This window comes from Ruoffia sp. FAM 26255 (genome assembly GCF_045528525.1).
GTDB classification, from domain to species: domain Bacteria; phylum Bacillota; class Bacilli; order Lactobacillales; family Aerococcaceae; genus Ruoffia; species Ruoffia tabacinasalis.
On sequence record NZ_JBGQQX010000030.1, the window covers coordinates 1 to 12,628 of the forward strand.

The window sequence follows — 12,628 nt, forward strand, 5'->3', positions numbered from 1 at the left end:
AGTCAATGGATTTAAATCAGTCATCACGTTAATTTTTTGAATCAATCGTCTACAAGGGAGAAGTATGCCTTCAAACAAACAAGAGAATCGTAAGAAGGTTCATTTAGTTAAAATCTACTTCGAGAACGCACTATTTTGTAGAAAAATTCCCAATTTTTCCAAGAACGATTAATTTATTCAAGAAACCAGCTTAAATTATAGAGCTATGAATTATTCAGGCTTGTTAATTATAAGCGAGTTATTATATAAATTCAAGTAAACCATTCAAATAAATCTATGAATACGATTTATTATCTAAAAATAAAAGAACCAGCTATAAATCGCTGGTTCTCGTGTTTATTTCTCAGTTTCATACAATTGATATTTCTTATATTCTTGTATAATATGTTCGGCCATTTCTTCGATAGATTGATTTTCTACACTGACGATATGTGCGTCAACTTTATCGAATAAATCGTTCGCAAACATTAATTCAGTTTTCACACGATCAAGACTTGAATAGGTCGCATTCTCATCTAGACCTAGAAACTTCACTCTTCCTTTACGAATGTCACTAATGTATTTAGGCGACGCTGATAAGCCAAATATCTTTTCTTTTGGAATTTCAAAAATTTCTTGTGGTATGTTGGCCTCAGGAAAGATGGGTAGATTCGCAACTTTGTAGCCTTTATTAGCTAAATACATACTTAAAGGAGTCTTAGATGAACGAGAAACGCCTAAGATAACGATATCAGCTAATTTAAAGCCGCGTCGGTTTTGACCGTCATCATATTTGACCGCAAATTCAATGGCTTGAATTCGTTTGAAGTATTGATCATCCAAATTATGTAAACTTCCACTCTGTTCACTCGGTTCTTTGTGAGTGATCGTTGAAATATGCTGTATCAAACCATGAATCGGATTAAAGTAAAACAAGTCATTCTTTTGAGTGAATTCCTGTGTAAAATGGTGCAAGTCTTCATTAACTAAGGTTGCAACGACTGTGGCATGATGCTTTAGTGCATCTTCTAAAATCTCAGTTAATTCTTCTAACGTATTAATAAATGGAAATCGCTTAACACTTGAATCAGTGAAAGTCGGAAACTGTGCAAGTGCGGCATTTGTTACCCTAATCGCTGTTTCTCCAACTGAATCTGATATAACATAAAATGTTTGGTGATTTTTTTCTTGCATTAAGCATCCTCCTCTGAACTTAACTCAACTAGTAAATCAATTATATTCGTCTTAGACATCTTGCCAATAACTTGATCGTCTGAACTAATTACAGGTAAAGAATCAATCTGATGATTGGATATTAATTCCGCTGCTTTCAGCACCGTCATTTCTGGTGTAACCGCAATGATGTTAGGCATACGGGTCATGACAATTGCGACGGCGGTCTTCTCTGCTTGACCTGCAATCAAACTTCTTAGTAAGTCTTTTCTTGATACAACTCCGATGAGACTTTTAGACGTTGAATCCGCTACATAAAGTGAACCAACATCGTACATGAATAATGAAGTAATCGCATCATTTACCATTGTATCCGGGTAAACAATGACGGGTTGAATCATCACGTCCGCCACTTTATACTGATTAAATTGCTCAAACAAAAGTGACTGAGGTTCCAGTCCTGAATAGATATAACCGACTTTCGGTCTAGCATCCAGAACCCCGGTCATTGTTAAGACAGCCAAGTCACTTCTCAACGTCGACTTTGCTAAACCAAGCTCTTCAGCAATAACATCACCACTTACCGGTTCTTTACTTTTAACAATTTCAACAATTTGTTTCTGCCGTTGTGTGAAATTCATATTAGTCCCTCACTTTATCATCTTACTAACGTGCTTATTGTTTTAATTTGATTGCGCTTTGAGCTACTGACATTTGAGCGATTGGAATTCGGTAAGGTGAACATGACACGTAAGAAAAGCCTAATGAAGCAAATAATTCTACTGATTTCGGGTTTCCACCATGCTCACCACAAATACCTAATTTCATTGTTGAGTTTACCTTCTTAATATTTTCAATCGCTATCTGGAGTAATGCACCTACACCTTCTTCATCCACGCGTTGAAATGGATCATAGGCGAGTACACCTTCATTCACATACTGGTTTAAGAATTTTCCTGCATCGTCACGAGAATAACCAAAGGCCATTTGTGTTAAATCATTTGTACCAAAACTACAGAAGTCACTGTGTTGCGCAATTTTATCCGCAATTAAACTTGCTCTAGGTGTTTCAATCATCGCTCCAATTGTATACGCTAATTGAACTTGATGTTCTTCTAATAGAGCTTCAATGCGCTCTTGGATAATTTCTCTTAAGTAAGCCGTTTCACGCTCTGTACTTACTAATGGTATCATAATTTCAGGCTTAACGGCTATATCTTTATTATTTAATTCAATAGCTGCTAACATGATTGCTTCTGCCTGCATCAAATATAATCCTGGGTAAGTCATAGCTAAGCGGCAACCACGGTGTCCGAGCATTGGATTTAATTCTTTCAAACCTGTCAGCCTTTGCGAAATATCTTCAACTGAAACGTTTTGTTGGCTCGCAACGATTTCAATGTCTTGCTTTGAATTAGGTAGAAATTCATGTAATGGCATATCAAGTAGACGTATGACTGTTGGTTTATCTTGAATCAATTCAAAAATCTCTCTAAAGTCATTTTGTTGATGGATTAAAATCGATTCTAATGCATCTTTTCTTTCGTTATCACTGTTAGAAAGGATAAAGCGACGTAATTCACTCAAAGGTTCTGGTTGAAAGAACATGTGCTCAGTTCTAACGAGTCCAATTCCTGTCGCACCAAAATCTAAACCAGCTTGAATATCTAAAGGAGTCTCTGCATTCATCCGAACTTTTACTGTCGCAATGTCATTTGCCCAAGACATCACAGTATGGTAATTCTCATCTAAATCTGAATTTCGCGTTTGAATCGCTCCGACATAGAGTGAACCTGTGTCCCCATCGACTGAGATGATATCCCCTTCAATTAAACTACCACCAGGATAACGTAGAGATTTCTGCTCCTCATTAATCTCAAGTACATCACAACCTGCTACGCAACATTTCCCCATACCTCGGGCAACGACAGCTGCATGAGAAGTCATCCCACCATGATTTGTAACGATTGCTTCACTGACACTCATCCCTTCAATATCTTCGGGTGAAGTTTCATGACGCACTAAGATGACAGGTTTACCTAGTTCCGACCATTCTTTCGCTGTTTCAGCGTCAAATACTATGTGCCCCGTCGCTGCTCCTGGACTCGCTGGCAGACCATTGTCTGTCACTAATTCAGCTTGAGCTAAGTCTTTCTCATCAAAAGTTGGATGTAATAGTTGATTAATCGATTCAGGATCAATCGTTAACAAGGCTTCTTCTTTAGTTAAGATGCCTTCATTAACAAAATCGGCGGCGATTTTGAACGCTGATTTAGCCCCTCTCTTTCCATTACGAGTTTGCAGTAGATGTAACTTTCGGTCTTCGATTGTAAACTCCACATCTTGCATGTCTTTGTAATGTTGTTCTAATTTATTAGTCATGTCTAGTAATTCAGTATAGATTTCTGGCATACTTTCATTTAAACGATTAATAGAGATGGGTGTGCGAATTCCAGCCACTACATCTTCACCTTGAGCATTCAATAGGAATTCGCCATATAATTGGTCTTCTCCTGTTGATGGGTTTCTTGTGAAAAGAACACCCGTACCACTTTCTTCGTTCTTGTTACCGAAGACCATCTCTTGAATTGTTACTGCCGTTCCTATTGAATCTGGAATATTATTTAATTTTCGGTAAATTTTGGCTCGATCATTATTCCATGATTTAAACACCGCTTCAACCGCACCCATAATTTGTGCTTTGACATCTTGTGGGAATGCTTTCCCCGCTATCTCCATATAGATATCTTTATACTGGTCAATGATAGCTTTTAGATCCTCAGCTGTTAATTCGAAATCTTGGCTATAACGTTTATTTCTTTTAACTTGATTTAAGATATTATCAAAGTGTTTCATATCAATACCATAAACAACATTTCCATACATTTGCAGAAGTCGACGATAACAATCATAAGCAAAGCGTTCATCTTGTGTGATTTGTGCAAAGCGGGCAACGTTCGCATCATTCAAGCCTACATTCAATATTGTATCCATCATTCCTGGCATTGAAATCGTCGCACCACTTCTAACTGAAACTAAGAGTAAATTTTCTGTGTCCGAAAAACCTTTCTCTGAACTTTCCTCCAAGCGAATTAATGCAGCATTTATCTCTGATTGTGTCCTTGTATCCAATTCCTCACCCTGTTCCAAGTAATCGATACATGTTGCCGTCGTTATGACAAAGCCTTTAGGTACTGGTAAACCTAAGCGCGTCATCTCAGCTAAATTACTCCCTTTACCACCTAATAACTCTTTCATCTCTAGACTTCCTTCATTAAAATCGTATACATGTTGCATAATATATTCCTCCTAAATTATTTAATGCGTCGTAATAAGAATTATATAATACGCATTATATAAAAGACATATGATGATTGAGTGCAACATATATATTGTTTCGTATAAAGAAACAGCCTATGCTCAAAGCATAGGCTGTTAAACAATTAGTCATTGTAATCTTTAATCGCTTTACGCGAAAGCAAAATTCGATCAATCGCATCTTCATAATGTTTTGATGCATAAGTATGAAATAAAATATCCACGACATAAAACTGTACATGCAAAGAAGCAGTCGCCGCGCTACGATATAATTGTTCATTCGCTCTAACATGACGTATTGTTACGTCGGCTTCCTCAGATAAACTATTCTTTCCAAACTGTGTAATCGCCATCGTCTGACAACCTGCTTTATTTGCAAGTTGCATTAACTTTATCACTTCTTTTGTTTCACCCGAGTTAGATATACCCACGAACAGAGCCTTTTGTTGATTCCCTGTTATGAGAGTAATCATCACATGTGCATCTTTTTCAACAATCGCTATCTTGCCAATACGGCGCCACTTTTGGGAAAAGTTCTCTGCCACGAGGTGAGAGGATCCCACTCCATATACATAAATAACATCTGCCTCTTCAATTTGCTGAATGGAAGCATTGACTTCTTCTTCTTTAATTAATGATGTTGTATCAACTAAAGATTGATGCGCATTTCCCAATAATTTTTCTTTAATTTCATAAAAATTCGCATCCTCACTTATATCAGAGTAACCTGAATCGGTTAATTTTGATAATTCGCTGGAAATCATTAGTTTCAACTGGGTATATCCATCAATATCTAAGCGTCTACAAAAACGAACCACGGTTGGAGCACTGGCACCCGCTTTTTCTCCCAACTGCTTAGCTGAAAGATAGATTGTGTCTTCTGGTGCATCTATAATTGCTTGAGCAATCTTCTTTTCCGCCTTAGGTAAACTCTCTTTGATTGATTTTATCAAGCCAATAATATTTGTCTCAGCCAAACAATCCACACCACTTTTCTATAATATTAACGATTTACTTGAAGTTTAAATTTTTGCCAAGGTTTTATATCATCTAAGATAAACATTTCCTCTTCTCTTACTCTTCCTACAACATTACTCTTACCGCTGTTTTTCATATCCTTGAGGGCAATTTGTAATTCTCCAGCATAATGTCCGTACTCACTACTTTCAATAATGACATCACCTCGTCGGATGACTTCTACTGGATTTATGACATCAAACTGGTGTCCTTTGTATTTTACTCGGCTTTGGGTAGAGCGAATCATATTTTCACTGATATCGCCTCGGTTAAAGTGCAATGTATCGAATAAAATAGCTGTTTCAGTTTCAGGTAAATTCTCAATTGGATCAACGTTAAATACCGGCATTGTTAGATCTAATTCTTTTACTTTTTGTAATTCGTCCTCTGTTGGGAAGCAGTTAGATATAATTATATCATCGATTAGGTTCAATGTAATATAATGTTTTAATTGAACATCTAAAGGTAATTCCCGATGAATCTCTAATGTTGGCAGACCATCCGTGACTGGCCAAGGTCCATATGTATCTTTATTCTGACTTGTAATAAAGGCTGCCGTTCTTAACCCATATTGGCTAAATCGCTTTGTACATGCTTTGAAGAAATCGATTCCTAAACCACTATAACGGTGTGGATAAAAGTTATGACAAGCGATTAAATTATATTGGTTAGGTTGATAGTCCATGATGGTATCAATCGTATGTACATTATTACTCATATTAATCTCAATCAGCAAATCTTGCTCATTAAAAGTCATTAAAGCCTCTTCACTTCCGGTGAAGCCCATGTCTAAACGCAAGCCATCTGCCCCAATCTCTTTAAAGAATGATAAATCATCATAACTTATGTTTAACTTCTCAAAGATACGAGGGGCCACATCAACAATAATTTCAAAGCCAAGGTCTTTAGCATACTGATTCACTTCTATAAATTCAGATATGATTTGATCTTTGTCACCATCAGCTGATAGAAGACATGAAAAGATTCGACTGAAGCCACTTTCTGAAGCGGCTTTAATATATTCTTTGATACGTTGACTGTCATCTTTTTCTGGATAAATTGATATTCCTAGTTTTCTCATAATTACCTACCTTTTTACTTAATAAACGCCCTAGATTAGTAGGACGTTTGAATGTGTGATGATATTTTATTCTGCGCTTGTATCTTGTTGTTCTTCGGCTAATAATTGGTTGTCATAAGTACGAACAAATGGATAATAAATTAAGACAGCGATGAGTGTTAAGACAATATTTAGTACTGCTGCTCTCCAGTCATTCCCCATAGAAAGGAAGGCTCCTATTGGGCCAGGTAACGTCCACGGTGCACTTGCGACTGTTCGACTGACAAATCCCCATTCTGTTGCGTACCAGGCAATTACAGCATTCACCATTGGAGCAACCGTGAATGGAATCATTAATGTTGGGTTCAAGACAACTGGTGCCCCGAAGATTAATGGCTCGTTAATATTAAAGATTGCTGGAACTAACGCTGTTTTACCTAAGGTTTTCCCATAAGTAGATTTAGTTGCGAACGCAAGTAATAATGCAAGACCAATCGTTGCTCCTGCACCACCGATATAGATAAACCATTGATAAAATGGCTCTGGAGCTGTATTCTGAATGGCTTCACCCGCAGCTAATGCGGTTGTATTTTGCTCTAAAAGGACTAACCATAAAGGTCGAGCTAAAGATCCAACAATGGATGCACCATGAATACCAAAGATCCAGAAGAAATTCGTTAAGAACGTTAATAGTAATACCGAACCTAATGAGTCAGAAGCTGAAATAAGTGGTTCCATAATTGTGGCAATAATTCCGTGAACATCAATTTCCATCCACATTGTAATTGCTGATACGACAATTAGAATAATAGCTGTTGGCGTTAGGGCTTCAAATGAACGCGCCACTGAAGCAGGAACTTGTTCTGGCATAGAAATCTTGAAACCACTCCGTTGAGTAAATCGATACACTTCGACGGCAAAGAAGGCACTCAGTATCCCGATAAACATCCCACCGGATCCAAGGTTTGCCATTGGAATATTAAAGCCAGCTGGAATTTGTTCTAAATAAGTTGCCAATTCAGGGTTTTGTGTAGCTAATTCAGTCACGCCATCAGTGACTGCAGGTATCATCACCGGGATGACAGTTAATAGATAAGCTAATTCTGCTAAAATCCCGCCTGATAAACCATCTAATTCGTAAGATTTTGCTAAAGAATACCCAATTCCAAAGACAGCATATAAGGTCATAATGTACATTGACATTCTATAAGGTAATAGAATCTTGAATTGATTCTCCATAATCCAATTTGAAATACCCCATGATTCAGGTAATGAGTTTGGTAAAAAGGCAATAACCATAAACATAGAAGCAACAATAATGATCGGTAATGTCGCAACAATACCATCACGAATGGCTCTTAAGTGACGTTGCTCACCTAATTTTGCCATCGGTGTCGAAAGATGTGAATCAATCCAATTCGCTATGTTTTCAAACATTTTTTATCCTCCTTAGTTGAATAAATCACTGGCTTCTTTTTTAATTTGCTCTAATAAAAATTTCCCACCGATGGGTGAATAACCTTTAGGTGCAATTAATAAGATTGGCACATTGGCTTTGTCAGCGTCTGCTTTAAACGTATCAAATCTGTGACGCACTTGCGGTGCTACTAATGCTAAATCATACTCTCTTCCTACTTCATCAGAAAAGGCAGAAGTACTTATTTCATTAACTTCAAAATCCAAACCATCTTTTTGAGCTGCTTCTTTCAACGACTTCGCAGCAATGGCACTCGACATTCCACCGGCACAAACTAATAATATTTTCATTCTAATTCCTCCTTAAAATAAGACAGCAGCATAATAAATTCCAAATAACATGACAAAAGCTAAGACTGAAAACACGCCCCCTAACCAAAGAAAAGCTTTACCTAGTTTCTTTTTGTTTTGAATTTTTTCTTGGATAAAACCTATACCATAACCAATGACTAGACTTAATAGTGTAATTACTACTAAAAGCATATTTCTTGGAATGTATTCAATAATAGTCATTCCAATGGTAAATATTATAAATATATACAACATCAGTAAAAAGGCATTTTTGAAACTGAGTGTTGGAACTTGCGTTCTTGCTTTTGTTTCTGCTTTGTTTTTAGCCATCATCATCACCTTTCACCTTTTATGCTTAACTTAATTTCTTCTCCAACTCATTCAATCGTTTATTCTGTCTAATGAGTATATTCGCTAAATCCCTTACTTCCATCGCAGTCATCAAGTGATCTTGGGCATGGACGAATAAAACTGAAACCGTAATATGGTTTCCATTCACTTCATCCGTAATAATGCTTGTTTGTACTTTATGTGCTTTTTTCAAAAACTCATTCGCCTCAACAAGTAATTCCTCGGCTTTCTCGTACTCCCTTTTTTCTGACGCTTCGATTGCTTCATAGGCTAATGACTTCGCATTGCCTCCATTAGAAATAATCTCGAAAATAATTTCTTCCATTTCATCGCTCCTGTCTCATTTTTAATGAATGCGTTTTCACACATTGATAATAACATACATTTACTTAAATTGAAATATCATTTCGTTTATTTTAAAAATAAATGAAATTTTCTTCAATAATCAGCAAAAAAACTCAACAAGATTTTGAGCTTGTTGAGCTATTATAATATTTAAGGTGCGTATTGAATTTTACCTAAGATGGCTGGTTTTGAAGCGCCAGTGGCACTTAGGACATTTGACGGTTGTTTATGAAGAGTTTCGTTGGCTAATATAACAAACGCAATCGCTTCTTTCGCATCTGAATTGAACCCAATATCCTCCTGAACTAAAATAGACACTTCTGGCATTAATTCTGACAAGTACTTTCTTATGGCTTTATTATGACTTCCCCCACCAGAAATGATTAATTCATCGAGAGTATGTATTTTCTCTACGTATTCGTAGTAGTGATAACTGATGCAATACGCTGTGAACCAAGTTAGTGTCGCCACGACATCTTCTGCTTTACTTGATTTATATCTTTCTAATATAGACGCCACATAATCATCGCCAAACATTTCTCGACCTGTTGATTTTGGAATGGGTAACTTTAAATATGGATGACCTTTCAATTCAGCTTGGAGTTGAGGAATGAATTCACCACTCAAGGCTGATTCTCCCCCTTTATCATAGTTTTTCTGAAAATAATGTTTCATTGCCGAGTCAATCATCATATTTGCTGGTCCTGTATCAAATGCTACAATATCGTTGGAATCCATTGTATTTGGGACGATTGTAATATTTCCTATGCCACCAAGATTTTGTAAACCTCTGGATTTATTCTTATCTGCGTACACTACGTACTCAGAATATGGAACTAAAGGGGCTCCTTGCCCACCTAATGCAACATCGATCACGCGAAAATCACTAATCACTGTACAGCCACAACGTGCTGCGATGACGCCACTTTCACCCAATTGCATTGTATTTGCAACGTATTCATTATTAGGAAAAGGATGGTGGTAAATTGTTTGACCGTGACTGGCAACAAAGTCCAACTCAGTTGTTTCGATCCTAGCTTTTTGACAAATTTGTTTAACTCCATCAGCAAACAATTCACCTAATTCAAAGTTTAGCGATGACAAATCGGCTGGTCGAATGAACTCATTTGCAGCACATTGACGAACTTTTTCTTGAATTGCTTGAGGTAAATCATACGTATCAAATTCAATTAAACGCACACTCGTATCCGTTCCGGAGCCTAATATTTCACATAAAGCGACATCAATTCCGTCTAAAGATGTCCCCGACATAATTCCAACTGAAAGCATAAACGACCTCCTCTTTATTTATTGCGCAGGTTCAAAGACTTGATTATCCACTTGCGAAACAAGCATTAAATATATGAATCCTGAAAAACTATAGGCCATTAAATCTTCAAAAGTAGCTGTTGAGTCACCCACAACTTGCCCATCTTGAATAATTAATAAACCACCTTCGCCAATATTTGTTGACTCTTTTGGATAGCCTACTCCGTACGCATACTCACCGTCTACTTTTATTTGTCCAAACCCATTTAATTCAAAATTTTCAACCTCAACCAATTCATCCACACTTGCATTGTCAGATACTAGAGCTGAATGGTCAGTAGTTGAAACTAATCCGTCTGCCATAAAGGCAAGTGATAAAGTGGTAATCCCCGTATAAATTAAATTCTCATTCATAAAATAAAAATCAACTTGAGCCCAGTCTTCAATACCGGTGGTCGGATTTAAATCCCCTTCTTCAGCCCGATAAATAAAACTAATCGTTGCAGTTCCATCTTCTGCCGATTCCTCAGCAACTTCAATATCCTCATCTGGATTATATGTTTCAAGAACTTGAGTGTAAGATGTTCCTGGATCCATTGTTTCTAAATCTGCTAATTGATACTCTTCGATAGCAGTTTGATAATCTTCCCAAGCTTGATCTAACATTTTATTCTCCTGAGCTGTGTCTTCAAATAATGTGAGTGCCCATTCAGGTATCATTTCAAAGTCTGTGCTTGTTGTTTCTGATGTTGCATGAACATGATTTATTAGGGGACCAAACATCGTGAATAGGAGTAACATGACTAAACCTTTTTTCATATTTTTCATTTTTATTTCCACCCTTCCATATAAAGCAGCAACATATCTTGTTTTATTATACTGAAATCCCTTTCATAGTGGTACTAATATGAGTTATTGTGTAAGCGTGTGAGTGGTCGCTTTATTATCTCTATGATACAATTGATATAATATAAATTAATAGGAGGATCTAATGTCTAACCAAATTAACAAAAAATATGCCCCTCTTTTCGAACCCTTGCGTTTACCTAATGGAATCGAGATTGCAAACCGTTTCTCATTAAACCCATTAACAACGAACGCATCTTCTCGAGAAGGTTATGTAACTGAAGAAGTAACGCTCTATGCAGAAAGACGAAGTAAATCTGCGCCCCTACAAATAACTACTGCTGCATATATCGAAGATTATGCGCAATTGTTCGAGTTTGGACCGAGTGTCCGTGACGACAGTTACATCTATGGTTTATCAAAATGGGCAGAGTCCATGAAAAAAGATGGTGCGAAAGCTATTCTACAATTAACTCACGCTGGTCGTTTTGCTAAAGTAACCTTACGTGATTACGGTGTTGTATATGGACCGAGCCATATGAGTTTAAAAACTCCGGTCGAACATGAAGTATTACCCATGTCTAAACGTAAAATTAACCACGTGATTCAACAATATGCAGACGCGACACGCCGTGCCATTGAAGCAGGATTTGATGGAGTTGAAATTTCGAATGCTCAGCGTCTATTACCACAACAATTCTTCTCACCTTTCTCAAATGAACGTGATGACGAATACGGTTCTCAATCTTTAGAAAATCGTGCTCGCTTCGGTGTTGAAGTAATGAAAGCTGTTCAAGGTGCTATTGATGAGTCAGGTGTTGAAAACTTTATTCTTGGCTTTAGAGGAACACCTGAGGAAACGCGTGGATCTGAAGTTGGCTATACTGTAGATGAGTTTAATCAATATTTTGATTGGCTATTAGAAGTGTCAGATATTCAATACTATGCGATTGCTAGCTGGGGACGCGACATTTATAAAGCAACTGCCCGCGCTGGAAAACACGAAGGCGAATTAGTTAACAAAGCAGTTTATGATCATATTAATGGACGTGTTCCAGTAATCGCAACAGGTGGGATTAATGACCCCGATAAAGCACTAGAAGCTTTAGAAAATGCTGACATGATCGGAATGTCATCTGTGTTTGTTACTGAACCAGATTTTGTTCAAAAATTAGAAAATGGTAAAGAAGATGACATCGGACTTGGTTTTGAATTAGACGAGCTGGCTGATTTGGCGATTCCAAGACGCGCTTTCAAAGATTTAGTCGAGTTTATGGACTTCGGTGGATCGTTACCTCTAGAAACACGAGATGAATTACGTAAACTTACTGAACAAAACGAAACGAGTTATTTTAAAGAGTTTAAATAGAAAAACACGACTCAATCCTATGCGGTTGAGTCGTTTTTGTGTTTAGGCAGGAAATTTAATATGATTCCTACTTAATTTATTGATTTTTTGGGTGGAAGTGACACTTTGAATTTTCATAGTATCGCTTTTGAACG

General features: G+C 37.1%; 12 protein-coding genes. 1 reads left to right on the forward strand and 11 read right to left on the reverse strand.

The window, feature by feature from the left end:
* Window positions 1–336: 336 nt before the first annotated feature.
* From ACEN31_RS07020 to ACEN31_RS07070, 11 genes are all read right to left on the reverse strand, one after another.
* Entirely contained in the window at window positions 337–1,173 is an 837-nt protein-coding gene (locus ACEN31_RS07020) for a pyruvate, water dikinase regulatory protein (RefSeq protein WP_407109020.1), read from the reverse strand.
* Window positions 1,173–1,793 (reverse strand): helix-turn-helix transcriptional regulator, encoded by a 621-nt coding sequence (locus ACEN31_RS07025; protein WP_138403539.1) that lies wholly within the window; start codon window positions 1,791–1,793, stop codon window positions 1,173–1,175. The genes ACEN31_RS07020 and ACEN31_RS07025 overlap by 1 nt, the downstream gene beginning before the upstream one ends.
* A 34-nt stretch (window positions 1,794–1,827) precedes the next feature.
* Entirely contained in the window at window positions 1,828–4,449 is a 2,622-nt protein-coding gene (gene ppdK / locus ACEN31_RS07030; RefSeq protein ID WP_407109021.1) for a pyruvate, phosphate dikinase, read from the reverse strand.
* A gap of 146 nt (window positions 4,450–4,595) precedes the next feature.
* Complete coding sequence (locus ACEN31_RS07035; protein WP_407109022.1) at window positions 4,596–5,447, reverse strand: MurR/RpiR family transcriptional regulator; 852 nt, start codon at window positions 5,445–5,447, stop codon at window positions 4,596–4,598.
* 26 nt (window positions 5,448–5,473) lie between these two features.
* Entirely contained in the window at window positions 5,474–6,568 is a 1,095-nt protein-coding gene (locus ACEN31_RS07040) for a DUF871 domain-containing protein (protein WP_407109023.1), read from the reverse strand.
* Between the two features lie 66 nt (window positions 6,569–6,634).
* Window positions 6,635–7,984: a PTS sugar transporter subunit IIC gene (locus ACEN31_RS07045; RefSeq protein WP_407109024.1), complete on the reverse strand. Its 1,350-nt coding sequence runs from the start codon at window positions 7,982–7,984 to the stop codon at window positions 6,635–6,637.
* Between the two features lie 12 nt (window positions 7,985–7,996).
* A complete protein-coding gene (locus ACEN31_RS07050; protein WP_138403544.1) occupies window positions 7,997–8,314 on the reverse strand; it encodes a PTS sugar transporter subunit IIB in 318 nt (105 codons plus the stop codon).
* Between the two features lie 12 nt (window positions 8,315–8,326).
* A complete protein-coding gene (locus ACEN31_RS07055; RefSeq protein ID WP_197105078.1) occupies window positions 8,327–8,650 on the reverse strand; it encodes a hypothetical protein in 324 nt (107 codons plus the stop codon).
* Window positions 8,651–8,669: 19 nt separating this feature from the next.
* Entirely contained in the window at window positions 8,670–8,990 is a 321-nt protein-coding gene (locus ACEN31_RS07060) for a PTS lactose/cellobiose transporter subunit IIA (protein ID WP_407109025.1), read from the reverse strand.
* A gap of 170 nt (window positions 8,991–9,160) precedes the next feature.
* Complete coding sequence (anmK, locus tag ACEN31_RS07065; protein ID WP_407109026.1) at window positions 9,161–10,300, reverse strand: anhydro-N-acetylmuramic acid kinase AnmK; 1,140 nt, start codon at window positions 10,298–10,300, stop codon at window positions 9,161–9,163.
* An 18-nt stretch (window positions 10,301–10,318) separates the two neighbouring features.
* On the reverse strand, window positions 10,319–11,107 hold the full coding sequence (locus ACEN31_RS07070; RefSeq protein ID WP_407109027.1) for a hypothetical protein: 789 nt from the start codon (window positions 11,105–11,107) through the stop codon (window positions 10,319–10,321).
* A 163-nt stretch (window positions 11,108–11,270) separates the two neighbouring features.
* Here ACEN31_RS07070 and ACEN31_RS07075 point away from each other — a divergent pair, with 163 nt between their 5' ends.
* Window positions 11,271–12,494: an NADH-dependent flavin oxidoreductase gene (locus tag ACEN31_RS07075; RefSeq protein WP_407109028.1), complete on the forward strand. Its 1,224-nt coding sequence runs from the start codon at window positions 11,271–11,273 to the stop codon at window positions 12,492–12,494.
* Window positions 12,495–12,628 lie beyond the last annotated feature (134 nt).

Excerpts from the sequence above, each read along its gene's own strand:
- ACEN31_RS07045 (WP_407109024.1), bottom strand. The coding sequence starts at position 7,984 with ATGTTTGAAAACATAGCGAATTGGATTGATTCACATCTTTCGACACCG.
- ACEN31_RS07060 (WP_407109025.1), bottom strand. The coding sequence starts at position 8,990 with ATGGAAGAAATTATTTTCGAGATTATTTCTAATGGAGGCAATGCGAAG.
- ACEN31_RS07025 (WP_138403539.1), bottom strand. The coding sequence starts at position 1,793 with ATGAATTTCACACAACGGCAGAAACAAATTGTTGAAATTGTTAAAAGT.
- ACEN31_RS07055 (WP_197105078.1), bottom strand. The coding sequence starts at position 8,650 with ATGATGATGGCTAAAAACAAAGCAGAAACAAAAGCAAGAACGCAAGTT.
- ACEN31_RS07020 (WP_407109020.1), bottom strand. The coding sequence starts at position 1,173 with ATGCAAGAAAAAAATCACCAAACATTTTATGTTATATCAGATTCAGTT.
- ppdK (WP_407109021.1), bottom strand. The coding sequence starts at position 4,449 with ATGCAACATGTATACGATTTTAATGAAGGAAGTCTAGAGATGAAAGAG.
- ACEN31_RS07070 (WP_407109027.1), bottom strand. The coding sequence starts at position 11,107 with ATGAAAAATATGAAAAAAGGTTTAGTCATGTTACTCCTATTCACGATG.
- ACEN31_RS07075 (WP_407109028.1), top strand. The coding sequence starts at position 11,271 with ATGTCTAACCAAATTAACAAAAAATATGCCCCTCTTTTCGAACCCTTG.
- ACEN31_RS07050 (WP_138403544.1), bottom strand. The coding sequence starts at position 8,314 with ATGAAAATATTATTAGTTTGTGCCGGTGGAATGTCGAGTGCCATTGCT.
- anmK (WP_407109026.1), bottom strand. The coding sequence starts at position 10,300 with ATGCTTTCAGTTGGAATTATGTCGGGGACATCTTTAGACGGAATTGAT.
- ACEN31_RS07040 (WP_407109023.1), bottom strand. The coding sequence starts at position 6,568 with ATGAGAAAACTAGGAATATCAATTTATCCAGAAAAAGATGACAGTCAA.